Origin of the sequence: Martinezella multihospitum, assembly GCF_900094585.1 — a bacterium.
Lineage (GTDB): Bacteria > Pseudomonadota > Alphaproteobacteria > Rhizobiales > Rhizobiaceae > Rhizobium > Rhizobium multihospitium.
In genome coordinates this window covers 107,274-125,811 of sequence record NZ_FMAG01000014.1, presented here as the reverse complement: position 1 = coordinate 125,811, position 18,538 = coordinate 107,274, and the positions used below count along the sequence as shown (strand labels likewise).

22 protein-coding genes are annotated in these 18,538 nt (G+C 55.1%); 6 read left to right on the top strand and 16 right to left on the bottom strand.

What is annotated here, in order from left to right; all coding sequences use genetic code 11:
* Nucleotides 1-814 precede the first annotated feature (814 nt).
* Both GA0061103_RS33175 and GA0061103_RS33170 read right to left on the bottom strand, forming a co-directional pair.
* A complete protein-coding gene (locus tag GA0061103_RS33175; protein ID WP_092719967.1) occupies nucleotides 815-1,135 on the bottom strand; it encodes a DUF736 family protein in 321 nt (106 codons plus the stop codon).
* A 615-nt stretch (nucleotides 1,136-1,750) separates the two neighbouring features.
* A complete protein-coding gene (locus tag GA0061103_RS33170; RefSeq protein ID WP_092719965.1) occupies nucleotides 1,751-1,972 on the bottom strand; it encodes a hypothetical protein in 222 nt (73 codons plus the stop codon).
* 644 nt (nucleotides 1,973-2,616) lie between these two features.
* Between GA0061103_RS33170 and GA0061103_RS33165 the strand changes: the two genes are divergently transcribed.
* Both GA0061103_RS33165 and GA0061103_RS33160 read left to right on the top strand, forming a co-directional pair.
* A complete protein-coding gene (locus GA0061103_RS33165; protein WP_092719964.1) occupies nucleotides 2,617-2,904 on the top strand; it encodes a WGR domain-containing protein in 288 nt (95 codons plus the stop codon).
* Nucleotides 2,905-2,995: 91 nt separating this feature from the next.
* Complete coding sequence (locus GA0061103_RS33160) at nucleotides 2,996-3,421, top strand: hypothetical protein (protein WP_092719962.1); 426 nt, start codon at nucleotides 2,996-2,998, stop codon at nucleotides 3,419-3,421.
* A gap of 294 nt (nucleotides 3,422-3,715) precedes the next feature.
* Here the strand turns inward: GA0061103_RS33160 and GA0061103_RS33155 are convergent, their stop codons facing one another.
* From GA0061103_RS33155 to GA0061103_RS33145, 3 genes are all read right to left on the bottom strand, one after another.
* Nucleotides 3,716-4,228, bottom strand: coding sequence for a P-loop NTPase family protein (locus GA0061103_RS33155; protein ID WP_245304949.1), 513 nt, complete (start codon nucleotides 4,226-4,228; stop codon nucleotides 3,716-3,718).
* Nucleotides 4,229-4,348: 120 nt separating this feature from the next.
* Entirely contained in the window at nucleotides 4,349-4,822 is a 474-nt protein-coding gene (locus GA0061103_RS33150) for an NUDIX domain-containing protein (protein ID WP_092719960.1), read from the bottom strand.
* Nucleotides 4,823-5,177: 355 nt separating this feature from the next.
* Nucleotides 5,178-6,434, bottom strand: coding sequence for an MFS transporter (locus GA0061103_RS33145; RefSeq protein WP_092719957.1), 1,257 nt, complete (start codon nucleotides 6,432-6,434; stop codon nucleotides 5,178-5,180).
* 324 nt (nucleotides 6,435-6,758) lie between these two features.
* Here GA0061103_RS33145 and GA0061103_RS33140 point away from each other — a divergent pair, with 324 nt between their 5' ends.
* Complete coding sequence (locus GA0061103_RS33140; protein WP_092719954.1) at nucleotides 6,759-7,211, top strand: GNAT family N-acetyltransferase; 453 nt, start codon at nucleotides 6,759-6,761, stop codon at nucleotides 7,209-7,211.
* Between the two features lie 73 nt (nucleotides 7,212-7,284).
* Here GA0061103_RS33140 and GA0061103_RS33135 read toward each other — a convergent pair whose 3' ends face one another.
* From GA0061103_RS33135 to GA0061103_RS33100, 7 genes are all read right to left on the bottom strand, one after another.
* Nucleotides 7,285-7,788 carry a hypothetical protein gene (locus GA0061103_RS33135; protein WP_092719952.1) on the bottom strand — a complete coding sequence of 168 codons (504 nt, stop codon included), beginning with the start codon at nucleotides 7,786-7,788 and terminating at the stop codon, nucleotides 7,285-7,287.
* A gap of 563 nt (nucleotides 7,789-8,351) precedes the next feature.
* Entirely contained in the window at nucleotides 8,352-8,684 is a 333-nt protein-coding gene (locus GA0061103_RS33130; protein ID WP_092719949.1) for an antibiotic biosynthesis monooxygenase family protein, read from the bottom strand.
* A gap of 89 nt (nucleotides 8,685-8,773) precedes the next feature.
* Nucleotides 8,774-10,627 carry an ABC transporter ATP-binding protein gene (locus GA0061103_RS33125; RefSeq protein WP_092719947.1) on the bottom strand — a complete coding sequence of 618 codons (1,854 nt, stop codon included), beginning with the start codon at nucleotides 10,625-10,627 and terminating at the stop codon, nucleotides 8,774-8,776.
* Nucleotides 10,628-11,078: 451 nt separating this feature from the next.
* Entirely contained in the window at nucleotides 11,079-11,495 is a 417-nt protein-coding gene (locus tag GA0061103_RS33115) for a GNAT family N-acetyltransferase (RefSeq protein WP_092719943.1), read from the bottom strand.
* 303 nt (nucleotides 11,496-11,798) lie between these two features.
* Nucleotides 11,799-12,599 (bottom strand): ABC transporter permease, encoded by an 801-nt coding sequence (locus GA0061103_RS33110; protein ID WP_092719940.1) that lies wholly within the window; start codon nucleotides 12,597-12,599, stop codon nucleotides 11,799-11,801.
* Nucleotides 12,600-13,388 carry an ABC transporter permease gene (locus tag GA0061103_RS33105; RefSeq protein ID WP_092719938.1) on the bottom strand — a complete coding sequence of 263 codons (789 nt, stop codon included), beginning with the start codon at nucleotides 13,386-13,388 and terminating at the stop codon, nucleotides 12,600-12,602. It lies immediately after the preceding gene.
* Between the two features lie 5 nt (nucleotides 13,389-13,393).
* Entirely contained in the window at nucleotides 13,394-14,392 is a 999-nt protein-coding gene (locus GA0061103_RS33100) for an ABC transporter ATP-binding protein (RefSeq protein ID WP_092719937.1), read from the bottom strand.
* 422 nt (nucleotides 14,393-14,814) lie between these two features.
* On the opposite strand from GA0061103_RS33100, the gene GA0061103_RS33095 reads away from it, so the two are divergent.
* The gene (locus GA0061103_RS33095) at nucleotides 14,815-15,105 is read left to right on the top strand and encodes a hypothetical protein (protein ID WP_092719935.1); all 291 of its coding nucleotides are present in this window, start codon (nucleotides 14,815-14,817) and stop codon (nucleotides 15,103-15,105) included.
* A gap of 279 nt (nucleotides 15,106-15,384) precedes the next feature.
* Here GA0061103_RS33095 and GA0061103_RS35200 read toward each other — a convergent pair whose 3' ends face one another.
* Nucleotides 15,385-15,666, bottom strand: a complete 282-nt coding sequence (locus GA0061103_RS35200) for a hypothetical protein (protein ID WP_092719933.1) — start codon at nucleotides 15,664-15,666, stop codon at nucleotides 15,385-15,387.
* A 217-nt stretch (nucleotides 15,667-15,883) separates the two neighbouring features.
* Here GA0061103_RS35200 and GA0061103_RS35600 point away from each other — a divergent pair, with 217 nt between their 5' ends.
* Both GA0061103_RS35600 and GA0061103_RS33085 read left to right on the top strand, forming a co-directional pair.
* Nucleotides 15,884-16,012: a hypothetical protein gene (locus tag GA0061103_RS35600; protein ID WP_280949809.1), complete on the top strand. Its 129-nt coding sequence runs from the start codon at nucleotides 15,884-15,886 to the stop codon at nucleotides 16,010-16,012.
* 511 nt (nucleotides 16,013-16,523) lie between these two features.
* A complete protein-coding gene (locus GA0061103_RS33085) occupies nucleotides 16,524-16,769 on the top strand; it encodes a hypothetical protein (protein WP_092719930.1) in 246 nt (81 codons plus the stop codon).
* A 91-nt stretch (nucleotides 16,770-16,860) separates the two neighbouring features.
* On the opposite strand, the gene GA0061103_RS33080 is transcribed toward GA0061103_RS33085, so the two are convergent.
* The 3 genes from GA0061103_RS33080 to GA0061103_RS33070 form a co-directional block, all read right to left on the bottom strand.
* Complete coding sequence (locus GA0061103_RS33080; protein WP_092719928.1) at nucleotides 16,861-17,124, bottom strand: DUF982 domain-containing protein; 264 nt, start codon at nucleotides 17,122-17,124, stop codon at nucleotides 16,861-16,863.
* Nucleotides 17,125-17,274: 150 nt separating this feature from the next.
* Nucleotides 17,275-17,520: a hypothetical protein gene (locus GA0061103_RS33075; RefSeq protein WP_092719926.1), complete on the bottom strand. Its 246-nt coding sequence runs from the start codon at nucleotides 17,518-17,520 to the stop codon at nucleotides 17,275-17,277.
* Nucleotides 17,521-18,153: 633 nt separating this feature from the next.
* Nucleotides 18,154-18,363: a cold-shock protein gene (locus GA0061103_RS33070; protein ID WP_092719924.1), complete on the bottom strand. Its 210-nt coding sequence runs from the start codon at nucleotides 18,361-18,363 to the stop codon at nucleotides 18,154-18,156.
* Between the last annotated feature and the right edge of the window lie 175 nt (nucleotides 18,364-18,538).

Below are 18,538 nucleotides of genomic sequence, written 5' to 3'. Positions count from 1 at the left end.
GAGCGGCGATGGCGCCGACGGCGCGATCGTCCTGCAGGGCGACAGCCCGAAGGATGGGGAAGCGGCTTTTTGTTCTTGCTGGGAAGAGAGGGCAGTGCCCCTCTTTTCCCGACTGAAGGAAAGATGTCGCCGGTGTCAGCGTAAATGCGCGAGCATTTGTCGCGCGCCGGCGCCATGGCGCTGCGGATACAGCCAAGACGATGCGATCGTCACCCGACCGGGCGGAAACAGGTCTCCGGCTGGTTCCGTGCCGCAGGCTGAGACGCGCGGTCGCAGATGCGACGTGCCAATGATGACACCAACCGTCCAGGACTGGAGATTGCGGCAAACAAGCAGAACTTCCGCCGCAATGATCGCGCTCATATACTTTGCGCATACTGCGTTTTCGCTATATAAAGCAATTAACGTGACCGATACCCCGTCTCGAAAGGGAATCAGGCGAGGTCTAAGCGGCAAATTGCCCTTGATCCTTCAACGACATGGCGCAGGGCAAGCTTATCGGCGGACCTATGCCTTTTTTTGGAAAGATGGGCGAGAAACGTGAAACAGATCAAGTTTGTGTTGAATGGCCTCATTCTGATATTGGGGTTTTGCGCGATTTTCTTCTTCATCGGTGCGATCCTGCAATTCCTGCGGCTAGATGTCGGCATGGATAGCATCTGGCGCGGCACTATTTTCTCTCCGACCTGCTCGATATTGTTGGCTGGTGCTGCCATTTGCCTTGATAAGGCGAACCAGGCGCTCGCTCGGGGATCGAAGCGGACTTGAGTACACGGCACCCCGGCCGATGGCCGGGGCACTGCGATTGTCGTGGTTATTCCCAGGGTATGACCGCCATCAACTCCTCATCATCCTGGCCGGGATAGCGGCCGAGATTGGCGTTGAGCCTGCCGTATCCGGTGTTGACGCTGAGAGTGAAGTAGTCGCCGCCATTCTGGTTCTGCTTCTTCCAGATGCCGCCGATCTCGACACGCCTGCCGCGCGGGCTCTTGGCGAAGAGGCGATAGACGGGCGCCTTGGCGTTGGTGCTCTCGAATTCCTCGCCCAAAATGTCGAGGTCGTAGGCGACTGAGGCGATGTTGCCGGTGAGCGTGCGATCGTTGTTGAAGCGGATGAAGTTGACGAAATCGGTCATTGCAGTGTCTCCTTTGTTTGCGTTGCCGATGGTCACGACAAGCGGACGGCAAAGGTCAGCGCAAATGCGACGCATTTGTCGCGAAGACTGCACCCGAAGGGGCGCAATGCAATGGAGCGCCGGTGCGGCTGGCGATTTTGATGCTGCAGCATGCAGCGCGCGAGGAATGGCAGTAGGCCAGGGGAAAATCGTTTGTCACGCCGGTTGCTGGCTGACCGGCCGGCCGTAGGGACCGATCACTGAAGGCAACGCAACGAGGTAGATACGCGCGGGCTGGTGGATTCGTCATATCCGCTCGGGAAACGACCTAACGATATGCAAGCCGCAACATTGTCGCCGTCGCCTGCCAGTATCAAGCATCTCCGGCGTCGGGCTTCTCTGGCTGGAAACAACTCGCCACACCGTGCTCCCATTAAGATTCCAAGCCCGCAACAACCGCGTGGCATCGACTGTGAAAGCAAGGTGAGAGGCAGTTTGGGCGGCCGGATCACGGCGATCACCAAGGCCTTTGCAGATGACACGGCGGTTTTGGTCGTCGGTTATCTCTCAAGGTGCAGATATGGTGTCCGTTCCCGGTCTGCATCGAGCCGGCCCGGAACCGACAGGATCGCATGGTCACTTGGCAGCGACACGCGCCCGCTGCTCTCTAATGGCTTTGACGATGCGCAAGCCAACGCCCGGCTCGCGCAAGATTTCGATATCGCTCATGCCGTCAAAATCCGAGAGGCGCCTGAAATACGCATTACGCAAGCGCGAGACATACGACCTAGATAGACCGCAGTTTTCCAAAAGGTCCGGATCGTCATCTGGCAAGTCGTCAAATTCTGCATCAGGCATCGCTGTCGCTCCTTCTCGTTCCGAGGCGATAGGATCATTCCGTGATCATTGTCACGCCGTGGCAATATGCAGATTTGCATTTGCTCAAGATACTGATGAATCTTACAAGGTTTTGCGCACGAAAGAGCAGCATAGTGCGTTCTGGATACGCACGATCGAGACGGCTTTTGTCGGCCGCCAATATGGCGATACCCCGCGCAACAAGCCAGAAGTTACAAACGATTTGGAATTCGAGGCCTGCTGCGATGCGGCCGGCCGCGGCATCGCTGCACTGCACAAATTATAGTTGCGAATCGAATAAAATATAGGCATAAAGTCCGTAGCTGATGCACGTGATGGCTTCCTCCCAGGTCCATCGCATTAGCTGTTCCCCTCTGGAGGTTATAACCTTCACACTTTAAAGGGCCTCGGTTTTCCGATGGCCCTATTTTTTGCGACGCAACACGTCGACAAGCCGAGATCTGCCAAAGCGATAGCTCTATGCACCCGACCGGCGGAAACAGCGTCGCCTGGTTGCGTGCCGCAGGGATGGAACGCAATAGCGCCGGTAAGGTGAGATCCCATCAGCGTTGTGAATCGGAGGCGACTGATCGATTCAAAAGTCTTGTTGGACGGCGACCATCGAATGCGGCGATGCTGCCGGCATGGCTCTTTACCCCTACAGGCTCTATTGCCAGCGCATCGATACGACCAAAAACATGGCGCGCTACTATCTGCTCTCCATCCAGCCAATGCTATTTGGCGAGGTCGCGGTAACGCGCGCTTGGGGAAGGATCGGCAAACGCGGTGGCGAGAAAACCGAAATGTTCGCAACAGAACGTGAAGCAGCCACACACTTTCTGGAACTGGCGCGCCAGAAGCGCGTCAAAGGCTATCGGCCTGTCGGAACCTTTGGAAGTAGTGCCATTGGGCAACTCTCAGCCAAGTCATAGAGAGCGTCAGGGTTAGAAGCCAGCGGGGCCGATCTCTTCTCACCCGAAATCAGGCTAGCGTGCCATCTTGAAACTCCTGGGAAACAAGTGGGTGTTCGTCATCAGAGAACTTCTTAATCGGGACGACATTATTAAATGGGCGGTCACCGAAGGCTTCCAGGAGATCGTCCCGGCGACCGCTTTGCATGTTACGGTCGGAAAATTCCACGATACGAACGTCTGGCGGCAGTTGGTGCCTGCTGCGGAAAGTTTGACGATCCGTGCGAGCCAACGGCGAATTCTCCTGAACTTCGGCGGTGTCATCGTCCTTGCCTTTGGTTCCGGCAAGCTTTCCCGCCGTCACGCGGAATTTCGCGGGGCGGGAATGACGTGGCTTTATCGAGACTACACGCCCCACGTTTCGTTTGCGCTCGACAGTCTGGATCTCCGGGACATCCGGCCGTTTGACGGTCGCCTCCGCTTTGGACCGGAGATTTTCAAGCCAGATCCGATCTACGCTTCATTGCCAGCCTGTTGAAATATTGCTTCTGGACCACTTCCGGCGCTGTATCTATCGAGTTTCACGACCGTTTGACCCAAATTTTTATTTGATGGTGATCCATTCAGTCACGGGGAACCAATTGATGAATCTGCAATGTCAAAATCGAAGCAGGGTAACGACGAAATGCAAAGTTGGGGGAAATCTCGACGCAAATGAACAACGTTCCCTCATCGACGATCATCGCGCAGATGCGGGGCAGCGGCAGGCACCCCTATCCGTAAGTGGGCCAGATGCCGCGGCGCAGTTTCCCTATAGACTTTGGATACCGCCCTAGCCGCACAAAGCCCGAATGGCCTCGACATGATCGATCACTTGAGAACGGCTCTTCAGTAATACCTTCGTTCCCGCGCATGCTTCGAACAGCTTCTGATGCCCGACATAGCTGGTCGAAGAGTTTTCGCGCTTGCGATACTCGCGTACCCACTCGATCAGTTCTTGAAAGCTTTCCTCACTACCTCCCCCCTGGATGCCTCTGGCGGTGATATTCGCAATGCAATCTTCATCGGGCAAATCGATCCAAATCAAACTCGTCACGCGATGCAGCACCGCGTTGGCAAGCCATCCATATACCCCTTCCATCAGCCAGCTCTCGGCCTTTGCGGCTTCGACGACTTCATTGAACACAACTTGATTGTCGCGCGCGACACCGTACTGATCGGGAGCCCAGCGAAGATCGTCTAGATGGATAGCGGGACGCTTGAGGATTTGCCCAATCTCGCGAGACAGCCAAGTCTTGCCTGTTCCACCATTCCCGAAGATTAGTATCCGCTGAAGGTTTTCCATCCGCCCTCCGCTCCTTTCAGACGACCCGCGCAGGGACAAAACACGAAATTCCTATGACTGCAAACGGTGCGATCCAGCCGATACCCTTGGCCCACAGTCAGCCTCAAAGCGGCTCTTGAACTAATCAGCCGCTTGAACGAAGTGGCGCATGCTTAGGTAGCTGCCGTCAGCAACAGCGTCCCGAACGGCAATTGGCCGAACGTCCACGCTACCAAACTGCAATAATGGTATCCAATACTGCTTCAGATGTCCCTCTCGGCTCTCCACATCTCGTCGATCCAAGCTCACCAAGAAGTAATGTTCGGCTTGTTGAATGAGGCTCCCTCTGTATCGGAAGTGATTCTCGACGCAGAAAAGATAGCGAGCCTCCACGACAGTCGCATTGGTCTCCTCTTCGAACTCTTTTCGTAGACGGGTTTCAAATGTATCTCCTACCTCATATTCGCCCCCGATGAAGGCGAAGCAGGAGTTAGGGTCGTCTGCGGGTTGTTGAACCAGGACTGCCTCGTCCGCCACAACGATCCCAGCGATCCTGATTCTGGGTATTTGCCGAGATGCAACCGCCTGAAAAAACTGATCTTGTTTGAAAGCCATTATCTTCCTCCGTCTGTGGCAACGCAAAATAGAGCAAGTATCCGATGGGACAATGACGGCGATTGGCTCGATCCGACCAAAGACCTTGCAAAAACTCGGACCCCGACAGTATCCGATGTCCACTCAGTCACATGGGACGCGCGACAACCGCGACAACTATCTAACAGATCAGCAGGGCCAGAAATTTGCTCCACCAAAGGCCGGCGGCGAGCCGGGACATCGCCACCAGCGACAACGTCTCAGCATGCTCAAACGCCGTCAGCTTGATCTTCATGATAAGAAGGAATCATGATTTGCCACATCTTGGCAAATCCACCCACCTCCTGGGGCAGAGTCGGGAGGCGCAGCCCGCTCGCTACCTAGCGTCGAGACCTTCATCTCTGGTTCCCATCCGCCGTCTGACAATCAGCAACGAGCATGCCAGCAAGGCTGTAGCATAGCCGCTGATCAAATAGGGCGAAGATATCCCGGCAAATTCCGCCAGCGCGGCTCCAAGCGGAGGCGCAGTCATCATCGCTGCCGCACTAAGTCCCTCGCCCACCGCAGCAACGCGCCCCAAAAGCTCAAGCGGTGTCTCCTTCTGCAGCACGACGCGGTAGGGGATAAAGAAGCCGGCGCTGGCCAAACCTGTTGCAAATAGGAGTGTACAAAAACCTACGGCGGACATCTCGATATCGCCGCGTCCGACGTGTCCCATCAAGGCAATTAATAGCCCGCCAACAACGCCTGATCCGATCATCAACTGAAAAGGGTCACGGTGCCCGAAGAACTGCCCCAGAAGCAGAGCGCCGATTACTCCACCTGCTCCTGCGGATGCCACGGAGGCTCCGAGCAAGGCGCTCGAAAGGCCGATTTCCTTAACCAGGAGCGCGATCAGGCCGTCGTACAGGAAGATTAGAAAATAGCCGAGAGCCATAGCCATGATGGCGGTAGCCAGGACTGGCTTACGGCGAATGTGTCGAAGGCCGTCGGCAAACTCCTGGCCGAATTTTCCCTTAGCGGCTCCACGGCGATCTGCGCGCAAACGGCCAGGCAGACCAAAGAGAATCAGGGCTGCGATCAGCGACAGGCCAGCATTCACCAGGAAAATCTGCTGCAAGTCGAGAAATACTGTCAGAACCCCACCCAAGGCTGGCCCGACAATCTTGGTTAGCTGATTGATGACGTGGCTGAGACTATTTGCCGCCAACAATCGATCATGGTTCGCAAGAAGTGGAATTGCCGCCTGCTTCGCTGGTGTAAACAAAGCGTCGGCGCTGGATTTGATGACGACGCATACAAGGAGCACCACGAGATTTGGCGCCAGAACAAATGCCGCCGTCGAAATGGCCCGTATGAGGTTACTCGCCACCAGCAGCGTTCGCTGATCGGCGCGATCCACCAAAACGCCAACGGCGGGGGCGAGAACGACATAGGGTAACGCTAGCGCCAATGTTAAACTCGCGACCGCCGCAGGTCCAAGCTGCCATTGGAATGCTACCAGCGCACTTAGCGCCACAAAATCCAACCAATCGGCTAGATCGGAAGGAATCTGTGCGAGAAGCAGTCGTCGCAGTTTCGGCACGGTGAGCGGCGCAAGGCTATCAGGCAACCGTTGCAAAGCGACCACCATTAATATCGAGCTTCGTCATGAGGCCTCTTCGTTACCCTCCGCGAGCATCTGCTCAACCACAACCACGGATTATGATCGAGGATGAGGAATGGCACAATTGCCCTGTATAGCGACACGGTTCCCAAATCAGCCCCATTTGACCCCTTTTCGTATGTGGGGCAGCTTCGATGTCAAGATTGACGGTTGTCCAGATGCACATGGCCCACGCGATTTCTCTTGTTTTCGGTTTGAAAGCAGCGCTAGCGACAGAAAAGGAACTCCCGCCGAGAAGATTTCCGCTGTACGCTTGGCGCGAACCTCGAAATTTGAAGCGGCAGAGGACTAATGGCATATATATTGGCGCCGGTGACTACGGCAGACGACTGGCGTGCAATGCATGACATTCGTCGAGCTGTACTATTCACACCCGACCGGCACAGCGCTTCTTACGACGAGAATCATGCAGACGACCGTCTTGAAGGAAATACACCGTTTCTTTTATTCGATGATAGAGTGCCTATCGGGGTGGTGCGGCTCGATCAACGTGGCGAAGTTGGCATCGTTAGATTGGTTGCGATCGTGAAAGACAAGCAACGACTTGGACACGGGCGGAGACTAAACGGCCTCCTTGAGGCAGAAGCGAAGAACCGGGGCATCCGGCTATTGCGGGTCAATGCCGCACCAGACGCTGTCGGCTTTTATCTGAAAGCCGGATGGTCTCAACACGACTGGGATATATCGGAACTAGTCGGCCTTGCCAGGAACGCAGTGCAGATGGAGAAAATGATCAGCGACTGAGCCTCTTTGCTTGGGCCGCCTGCGTCTGCGAAGCCGAGGTCTCGCAAACGCCGCTTCGCCACCCTCCTGCGGCCTATTGTGCGTTGCGCAGGCGCTGCAGGTCCGCAACGGAGGGGATGTCTGGATAAAGGGCGCGGAACTTCGCTTCCGCCCGATCGACCGTCTCATCTTTCGGCCAAGCCGGGGACGGATAGAGGTTGGCAAGCGGGGTGACCCAGAAGATCGGATGAGTCAGCGGCGGATTGGCAATTCCGCCCCATTCGCGAAGACGCAGCACGGCCAACAATTCAACCGGGAACAGCCAATAGGAGAGTTCTTCGAACTCGTACCAGTCCTTCTCGGTATTCTCGACGATTCCGGACTGAGCCAGATGGTATTCGGCCATTTCGCTCATCAACGCATCAAAAGACCGCTCATTCGAATCGCGCCAGCCGGCGAGCAGCTTGTCCCAAACACCGAGATTTGCGACCTCGAGCTGGCGGAACTCGCTGTCGATGGCAACATCCGCCTTCAGCCAATCCTTTGCCAGTTCCAGCATGAACCAAGGCAAGCGGCCATAGGAAATACCCCGGTCCATCAGGCGGTTCAGTTCTTTGAAGCCGAGGCGGGCAACCAGTTCGGCCTCGTCTTTCCAACCTGTCGCAATGACCTGCGCCAGCAGCTTTCCATAACGGTCGAAATTGTAGCGCCTAGATTCTCCGCGTGGAAGTCATATGTAATTCAGCTTTAGAAAGTGACCCACCAATGCCAGGAATTACAAAAGGTTATCGTGAAGATCGGCGTCAAAACCGTATGCCGATTTACAGCCACCTCGTCTTGCTGCAATGTCTACATTCGCGGCAATCCAGTCAAAGATTGGTCCAGGGCGCGAACTGCATGCGTCTGTCCGCCTGGGCAAGCAAAATATCGGGTTCTGGAACGTGTCCGATACTCGCGTAGCCGCGGAAAAGCGCATAGCAGCCCAAATGCTCAGCCGCTCGGCCGCGCCCACGAATGTGCCCTCCGTTTCCTCAATCCGTAAAGTGCGGCAGATGCGCCGGCTCAGTTTCCCTATAGGCTACGGGTGCGTTAGTGAGCTCGTCGATAGGGAAAGTTGCGACGAGATCTCGACGTCGATGCCGTTAAGGATGCCAGCCGCAGTCACTGCTCTTTGTCAAAGCCGTAGGCCCGCTGTACTAAGGCAACGCGAATTTCGTAACGAGAGTACCAATCTTGGCGACCTCGCCGTTGCGCTTCAGCATGATCGACGACAGCCTTCCATGCGCGGATGCTCTCTTCGTCCTTCCAGAACGATAGCAGTATTCCGAAACCATCCGAACCGCGAACGCTTTCAAAACCAAGGTAGCCTGGTTGTTGACTTGCAAGTTCGCTCATCGCGTAGCCAATCTCGCCGTAACCGTCTTCGATATCTGTTCGCTGCGAGGTGAAGCTGACCAGGTAGTATGGTGGTTCAGGTAGAACAGAGACTCGCATTTGGACTCCTATTTGCTGTTGATAGTCGGGACCTCAAGAACGCCGTCATTCTCAATCCTTGTAGCTTGTCAGTCCGCGAATGGCGTTGGTTAGCTGATCTCGTCAGGAATAAACCCGGCGGTCTGAAGTCGCCAGAGCCGCGCAAACAGGCCGTCCCCCTCAATCAGTTCAGCCGGTCGGCCTTCCTCAAGGACGCGGCCGTGATCCAGCACGACGATGCGGTCCATGCTGGAAATGGTTGACAGGCGATGGGCGATGGCGATGACCGTCTTGCCTTCCATCACCAGGTCCAGCCTCTCTTGAATAGCGGCTTCGGATTCGCTGTCCAGCGCCGAGGTCGCCTCGTCCAGGATCAGGATAGGAGCGTTTTTCAACAATACACGGGCGATGGCCACGCGCTGGCGCTGACCGCCTGAAAGTTTGATGCCGCGATCGCCAACAAAGGCGTCATAGCCCTTGCGGCCCTCGCTGTCGGCAAGATCGGCGATGAAGCTATCGGCGCTCGCCATCTTCGTCACCCTTTCAATCTCTTCCTGCGTCGCCTCCGGCCGGCCGTAGCGGATATTGTCTCCGACGGAACGGTGCAGCAGCGCGACATCCTGGGCTATGACGCCGATCGCGCGGCGAAGGCTTGCTTGCGTCACCGCCCGGATATCCTGCCCGTCGATCCGGATCGCCCCGTCCTTGATATCGTAGAAGCGCAGGAGCAGGTTTGCGAGCGTCGTCTTGCCGGCACCTGAGAGGCCGACGAGGCCCACCTTCTCGCCCGGCCGCACCGTCAGCGACAGGTCTTCGATGACGGGTTTGCCAGATTTATAGGCGAAACGAACGTTCTCGAAACGGATTTCGCCGTTTGGGACGACAAGGTCCTGTGCGTCCGGCCCGTCGGTGATGGTGGGCGGTGTCGTCATGACCGGCATGGCGTCCTTGATCGTGCCGATCGCCTGGAAGATCTGCTGGCCCATCTGCAGGAATGTAAATGTGTGACCGGAAAAGCGGTTGAGAACATAAACGGCGGCAGTGAATTCGCCGATCGTGACGAAACCATCCACGAGGCCGGTAAAGCCGATCGACAGGATTGCCAGCCAGTGCATCATGTTAAGGATGACGACGATGACCTCAGCGGTACGGTAGATGCGCTGTTCGCTCTGCTGAGCTTCGATCGCCTTGCCGATTATGCCCCTGATGGCGCCGGCCTCGCTGTCTTCCGCGGCGAATTGCTTGACCATCTGCATATTGGCGTAGAGATCGGTGATGGCGCCGGAAATGAGGCTGCGACGCTTGGCGGAGCGGCGAGAGCGCTCAGTGAAAACCGGCGCCAGCCTGACGGCGAGAAGCACGTTGAGCGTGATCCAGACAACGGATGGAAGGGCAAGCTGCCAAGAGAGCGCGCCCAGAAGAATGACGGAGCCGATCATCTGCATGATAAAACGCGGAATGGACTGGAAGGCCGAAATCACCTGCTGCTGCACGGCTGACGCTACCTGCTGCAGGCGCGAGGCGACCTGGCCGGCATAGAGATCGTGGAAGAAAGCGAGGTCCTGCCGTTCCACCGCCCTGTGCCCCTGCCATTGAATGGCGGCCGGCATGCCGATGCCAAGCGTATGCGAGGTCAGCGTATTGACCAGGAAAGAGCCAATCGGAATGCAGGGGAAAAGCATCAGGCCAAGGACGATCAGGAGCATCCGGTCGTTGTACAGGAAAGCGGCAGCGCCCTGCTGCGTGACGCCATCAACAATGACGGACAGGCCCCAGACCATCGTCAGACTCATGACCTCGATCGCCATGGTGCAAAGGGCAAGCGTGATCAGGATGCCGCGAAACATCAGGACGAAGTGAAGAAGAACGACCCATGGCCCGCTCGACGGCAGCGGCCTGTAGGGGATGTCGAGCGGCCGGATCAGGCTTTCGAATGGGCGGTAGATCGCATCTGAAATCGACATGGTTCGCTCGAACTCTAAATGGAAAGGAGGGCGAGGACTCAACTGCCGGAATAGGATCACCTTCTGGCTGCAACATCAATCAGAACATCTCAGTGCATGTCAGGATTTCCGCGACGGTATGATTGCCAGATTGCTGCCTAAGCATTGCTAAATGTCCAGCACTTGCCCTGTTGACAGCTCCAGGTCGATCGAATTGGATAGAGAGGTGTGCATAAGCGCTCGCCTAGAGAGCTGATTGTTCGGTCGGAGATCCCGCGTCAGGACCACCCCGCCGCTTGCCGGTCTCATTGCGGCAAAAGTCCAGGCATCCAAACCGTTGAAAGACGTGAACGTGACCTCGCCACGCATTCCGGCCCAGACGACCTGATCTATCACGAGCAGGCCGATATTCGCGTTTGGCGTCTTCCAGCGAAGGCGGCAAACCGCGCAAGAACGGATTTCGCGCGGAAGGTCAAAGCAACTTTCGCAAAAATATTCTCTTTGTATCAGCGGGATATCGTTCCAGCACTCCGAACACAGAGTATCCTTGCCTTTCATAGAAGCCTGGAGCCTGAAAGCTGAATGTGTCAAGCCAAATGCCGACACAATTTTCTTCTTTGGCCCATTGCTCCGCCTGAGCCAGAAGCCTTGCCCCCAATCTCTGGCCCCTCATAGCTTCTGGCACAAACAGCAACTCTACGAACAGCCAGTTATAATAACATTTGGCCCACAGGCCGCCTTGGATTTCGCCCTCATCATCGCGCAGTAAAATTGCGAGCGGCTTGTAGCCATCTTGTCCCGCCTTCGAATCATTGAAGGCGAGCAGGGGATTTACGATTGCCTTGCGGTCATCTTCGCTGGGGTCAAACTTCATTTCCAAAACGGGCATTCCGTATCTCCATTCAGTCCTTTCAGCCTATGTGACCGATGTAACAGGCACAGGAATTTGTCGCTACTGTAATTCAACACTAGAAAATGACCCGCTAATGTCAGGAATTACAAAGAGTTATCGTGAGGATCGGCGTCGAACCCCTATGCCGATTTACAGCCATTGCTAAATTGGCGATATCGGCATTTGCGGAGTGTCGCGATGAATTGCCAAGATGGGTGAAATCTCGATACAAATGACCTCCCCACCTCAGCTTGTGGAAATACTCATCGATCTAGCCATGTCTCAAGGAACTCTGCCCTCTTAGCCGCCACCGCTTTGATAGTGGTTCACACAGTAGCGCCAATGCATAGCCGCAATACCGGCCGTGACTGGACCAGCGGCTATGCTCAATATCGGCGCCCAGGCACCGAGAACCGGAACGTCCTTGCCCAGGATCACGGCAACCGGCACAAAACTGATGAATGCGAGCGGCATCGCCGTTAGCATGACAATTTGGATGGCTCCGGGAAAGATATTGAGTGGATAGCGCGCCAACTGCCAGAACCCAAAGAAGATTGAGTAGAGATGGTTCGAGCGCCCCCAGATCAGCGCCGTGGCGCCGATCATCGTCAAAATCGCGCAGACGAGCATTGCGGCACTGACCAACGCCCCAATCGCGAACGGCATGGTCCACCAGGCCCACGCGGGATGTAACTGGATCAAAGCCCAACTGCTCAATCCCAGACCGAGAAGGATATGACCGCCATAGCCAATGTTGAGGCCGGAGAACACCAGATAGGCCCACGGGCTGATCGGCTTGACAAGCAGTGCGTCAAAGCCGCCACGTTGCACCAGTCCTTCCATGTCACGCATCTGGACGAAGCTGAGCGAAGCTCCCAAGGAATAAGAAAGTATGTGAAATCCCAGCAGTAGCGCCAGTTCTGGCCAGCGCCATCCTCCCAGAACCTCGAACCGCGCAAGGATCAGCCAGACGGCCGCGTAAGCGCCGGCGTAGCCGAACGCCTGAGAAATCCAACCCAACACGAGCGAAGAACGATATTCCAGGCGCGTGCGCATATATAGCCGGGCAATGAACCAGAGTGTGGAAAGCGAATGCCCCATCTATCCTCCCTGCACGACGATGCGATGCCGCGCTCGCGACCACAGTAGGCCCACTGCGCCCGCCAAAACGAAGGCCCACGTGACACCTGCTATGAGAGCCAATCCCGCATCAAACCGATCAAGCTTGCCGAGATAGACGGCCGCTGGATAATAGGAAATCCAACTGAATGGCAAAAATCGCGCGACCGCGGCGAGTGTCGGGGGGAAAAACCAAAGCGGAACGATGCTGCCGGATAGAAAGGACATTATCCCTTTCAAAAACCAGTCGAGCGAATTGGCATCCATGATCCAGAAAGACATCAAGCCGATTGCGGTTGCCAGCAAAAAATAAATACAGAAAGACAAAAGCCAGAACGCCAAAAAGAATGCGCCGTCAGCAATGCTCGCCGGTGGCTGGACGCCGTAAATCGCGCCGACGATCAGGACGACAGGTAAAACCGAGGTGATCAGCGCAAAACCAAGATTGCCGACTTCGATGGCAAAAAGATAAAGCGGATAGTGGAAAGGCTTGAGCAGGTGAACTGCGACGTCCCCCGACCTCACCGCTTTGCCGACCTCGTTGATCAGGTAGGCCGGATCCCATGCACCGAGTAGAGTGCCGGCGATCAGTGAATAGGTGATCATGTCGCGGAGGCTTATATCATCGACAGTTGGCGCGCCCGCAAAAACCGCCGTCCAGACGGCGATCCGCGCCAGCACTTCGACAAGTCTGCCGAAGAGGCTAGCCCAGACTTCCCCACGATATGCGAACCGAGCCTGAAACGCGGTCACTGTGAAAGCCAGATACATTCTGCTCACGCTGGCTCCATCGCGGGGCGATTTTGGTAATAGGTCCGGATCACCTCCTCGATATCGGGCGCGTCGACGGAAACATCATGCAGGTCGTAACCACTGCCCAATTCCGTCAAGACCTCGACCAACGAGGTTTTGTCGTTCTCCAGTAAAAAGTGCCGCGTCAACCCTTCGCTGGCGACAGGCGTCGCGCATTTCAAGCGAACATGACCCGGATCGGATTTGAATTCCAACGTCAATCGCCGTCGCGCACCAAAAGCGGCCCGCAACCTCGTCAACTCGCCATCGAATAAGAGCTTTCCATTATCCACCATGATCAGACGTGGGCAAATCTGTTCGATGTCTTGAAGATCATGGGTCGTGAGGATGATTGTAACCCCTCGTTCCTTGTTGATCTGCGACAGAAACTTTCGCACCACATCCTTGGCCATGACGTCGAGACCGATCGTGGGCTCATCGAGAAACAATATCTTTGGATCATGCAATAGAGACATGGCGATCTCGGCGCGCATCCGCTGGCCGAGGCTTAGTTGCCGAACCGGCCTATCGAGATAGGCCGATATACCCAGCATACCGCACAGCATATTGAGATTCTCATCAAAGCGTCTCTGCGTGATATTGTAGACGTGACGGCTGAGCTCGAAGCTATCCCGAACCGGCAGATCCCACCAAAGCTGACTGCGCTGGCCGAACACCACGCCAATTTCTCGCGCATTGGCCATGCGCTCCTTGTGCGGGACGCGCCCAAGGACCGACACTCCGCCGCTCGAGGGAACGAGGATCCCGGTCATCATCTTAATCATCGTTGACTTTCCGGCCCCATTCGGCCCGAGATAGCCCACAGCTTCCCCAGCCCTGATGGAGAAGGAAAGCCCGGTGACAGCTTTGATCTCGGTATACTCGGGAGAAAAGAGGCCTCGCATCGAACCGAGCATCCCGGGATAGCGGCAGCGCTGGCGGAATATTTTCGACGTCTTTTCGGCGACTATGATGTCCGTCATGACGGAAATACTCCCTAACCAAGCATTCCGGGGTTCTGGGCGCAAGCGTCGGAGTCGATCAACTGGCACGGTGGCGGTCGAGCCGTCGTGTGGTCATTGAGATTTTGACGATTAACGAATCAAATTATCAATCAAGGATTGCTTACAGGCTAGTCCTTTGTTCAAGTTTTCTCAGATGAGCATGGCAGTGAATTGCAGATAGAGATGTGCATCCCGAAAACGAGCTCGCCAACAAGTGCGCCAGGGCGCTCGCACTCACCGGTCATTCAACTGACAAGCTCAAAACAGGGGTCCAATATTGCCGGATGATTGAAGGCTTCTGTATGCTCTTGATGAGATTCGAACCTGCGGCCCATTAGACCAATTGACACCAAGCCACTGATTACATGTGATAATGTCCTTTGTCACATATAGGAGGCACCATGCTAAAACCCCATCAGCCCTTCCTGATCACTATCGTCGATCGCGACAAAAAGCTGTTCACCGTCGAAGGCCCCACCTTCGACGACACGCCCTGGTACGAGGCGCAAGCGCAAGCTAGCACCGCAGGGCGCAAGGTGGATGTCATCCCTCATCAGAGTTGGGACACCATCGACCGCAAGGAACCTCCCACACAAAGCACCCTTGTCGACCAGACGAAGCGCGATCCGGGTTTCAGAGATTTCCGATGTGTTTCGCCAGGCACGATCCTCAATCCGCAATCCTTCCGATGAACGAGCTTATTGCCGTCACCGCACATGCCCGCTTGCCGCTCATGATAGCGTAGAACGCGGTGCACAAGCGACACTTTCTGGAATTCTTCGCGGTGCAGATCCGCAACCCGAACACCCGGCGCTCTGCGTTCGGCGGGATTCGGGTCGTTCGTCCGCCGACGCAGGCTGAGCGAGGAGATCGCTTTGCATCTGACTGCAGGGCTCGCCGACACGAAGCGTTCGGTCTCATGATGCTGGCCAATCCAGCTCTTATCCAGAGTTTGAAGTCACGCACGCTATTCAATGAGGTGCTGCGAATGCTTTTCTACGCCGGCGGCAATGCGGGAAGTTATTTATAATGACTATCCCGCACCCTCCGCATCGACTGGCTGAAAGGATTGGGCAAAGCTCTTCAGGTCGGGACGCGAGGGTAGCGATGATGTACCTCAGCATCTTGCTGACAAACTCAATGAGCGTCTGCCGCCGCATCGTTCGGCGGACAATCACCACACCTTTGCTGTCGACACCGACAATGCTGTAGCTATTCTTGTCTATATCGATGCCCAAAATCGAAATCGTCATGGATCGACACCGCTTCCTTCAGTGACGGATCATCATACTCGATGTCTTCGGAAGGGCGGGCCATCCCATAATCAGCATTCAGTCACTTTCCCTCGTGGCGGCCCGGCCGGATATTCAGAAAAATCTAAATTAATATTTCATAAACTTTATGAAACTTTTCTAAGAAACTGTGATATTATGCCAAATTCCTAGAAAATAATTATAACAAGGAGCCAAAATGAAAAACGTTCTTTTTGCAAATACATCGCGCCGATTGACACGCATGCTGATCGAGACCTCGGTATTGATCGCTGGAACCGCCGCCATTTTGAGCGTTAGCCTTCCACCAGTTCATCTTTGGTTATGATCATGTCCAAGCGCCCAAAGCGATTCACCTGCCCGATCCGCGAGAAGACCGAAACGGTCTTCCGACAAATTACCACTGGTGATGTGGCCGGCCGGCTCGAAAAGGCTGCGCTTCTTAAAGCTCTAAGGATAGAGAGGAACCGGCCCATGCGTCCTCAAACTGTACGCTAGTGGACTGCTCGTTGCATGGGGGAACAGTGCGCATCGGATTTCCAGCGGCACTATCGGGAGAAAAATATTATGAGTAACGATTTCGATAAACCAAACCGCGACCAACGAAGGACAACTCCCAGATCTGGTCGCCAATTGGATATATTACTCCCGATGCTGGTTGTTCTCGTCTTGGCTGCTCTCGTGTGGAATTTCTGGCCAATCATACGATCAGCCTACGCGCCTGCTCCAACTGTTCAATCTACAACTATTCCGTCCGCAGCCGTTCCGGCACAATAAATACCGATCAATCTTACGACGGCAGACTATTCGACTGTCGCGTGATATTGTGAAAACGATCGATGAACGCAAAGGCCGTTTCGGCCGCAGCCATCCTTCAGGAGAAGGCGATGGCAACAAGCACCAGACGCTATGCCGTTCGTCAGGAAATGGATTTTTCCTGGACCGTCTATGATATATTTACCGGAGTGCCTGCAAAGCCGTCGACCTGGGAGCTTGAGAACTTGCCAGAGAAGGAAGCGCAAGTCTTCTGCGCCATCCTCAACGAAAAAGATGCCGCTCGCCGCATTATCAGGGATTCGAAGTAAAGGCAGCATCTCACAGAGCCGCCCGTTGCCTATTAATCTTTACCCATACCGGCCACCGTTTGCCGTGGCCGTTGACCGGTACAACACCAGTTTAACGGGCATCGATCAAGGCATTGTCACAAGCGATAACAAAATATTTGCGGGCAATTTCGGCGGCGGATCGATATCGAAGCGCTTTCATACAGGAATAAACCGCGTTCCAATAAAGCTGACCGGAGTGTTGGTCAAAATCTCGCTGCAGATATCGCAGCGCCTCTCTGGGACCATCTATCGCCCTGGTACAGAAGTCACCCTTATGGATGAGGACCGGCGTCTCCCAAATAAGAGAAAATCCCACCTTGATAACAGAACCCATTGATCTCCTCCCAGGGATCGCGGAGAGAAAACCTCTGCCGTCATTGTCAGTACCACCCACTGAATGAACTTGTCTAAAGGGATGGAAACGAAAGCGTGTCGCGATCTTTCAGATCTGCTTCATGCGAGGCTGGTCCTAAACATCATCGTGTTATCGCCGCGCCTTTTGGCCGTCGAGATAGCCGTGTTCAAAGGCTTTCGCGAGCACGCATCCTTCTGGATATGGATTCTCTTCATCTTGCGTCTCCCGCATGCCAGCGTCGCCTCCACGCTCGTAAGCCTCTCTGGATGCCACATCGGAGGTTTCCAGGTCCGGAGGGCCGATCGCTCCTGCGCTCGTCGGATCAGGAAGCCGCAACCCCAGGCCGGCCGGGACGATAGGATTTTGGACGTGCATAGCTGTTTCCTCCATGTTGCGTAAAGCAGTCTGCGGCTGATGTTTCCAAGCCAACTTGCGCGGCTGCCTGAAACTTCCGCCTTTGCAAGAACCCTGCTACCGCTGAGGCGACGCCCACACTCTGGTAGGACAAGACGAGAGCGACGCTGATGCAACACTATCGCTCTCCATTTAAGGCTATTTCATGCGCGGGGCTTGCGCGATTTATCGTTTCCATTCTTGCTGGACGATGTCTTCGCATCATAGGTTTGCCCGAAATTAGTGCCTCCCAAGTGCCCGCCACCGCTTGTGTTCTTCACTTGGCGTAGTGCTCGCTGAAGGAGCTTCTCTGCATTTGTCTTCGTCATTATATTTCTCCAAAACAAAAAGGCCGGGGAATGCCCGACCTTTCAAAAAGGTTCGCAATCCCGCCGTGCCAGTACATGCGTGGTCAAAGCAGGCACGAGCCGATTGCTGTTTGATTATGCAGATGCTGAGTTCTATTCAGCTTGCTATTACATGCGTCTCTTACCACTTCGTAGATGCAGGTGAGAATACGACTGGTTCCAATAAGATGGGGTGTTATCCCGATCTCCTACGGTCATTCAATTCTGCTGCCAGTACATCCGTGGTCAGCTGGAATGAGTGACAAGCTTAAACCGCCTGAAGATTGTCGGCAGAGCTTTTGCCGGTTTTGCGATCCTGGAAGAGATCATAGCTGACCTTCTGACCATCCTTCAGCGCGCGCATCCCAGCGCGTTCCAAGGCGGAGATATGAACGAATACGTCCGTGCTGCCGTCATCGGGTTGAATGAACCCAAATCCTCTGCCGGCATCGAACCATTTCACAGTGCCTGTGGCCATGGTGATTTCCTTTCGAAGCAATTGTCGTAGTTCCCGCAATACCTTGCAGGATCAGATCGATTATTTGAGCGGAAATCCGAGGGAGCCCTGTGGCTCTTGAGCGACATCACAAGCAATGGTCGATTTACCCAACATAGGCTCTATTTCTGATTTGGCAATGCGCGGACAGATTTAA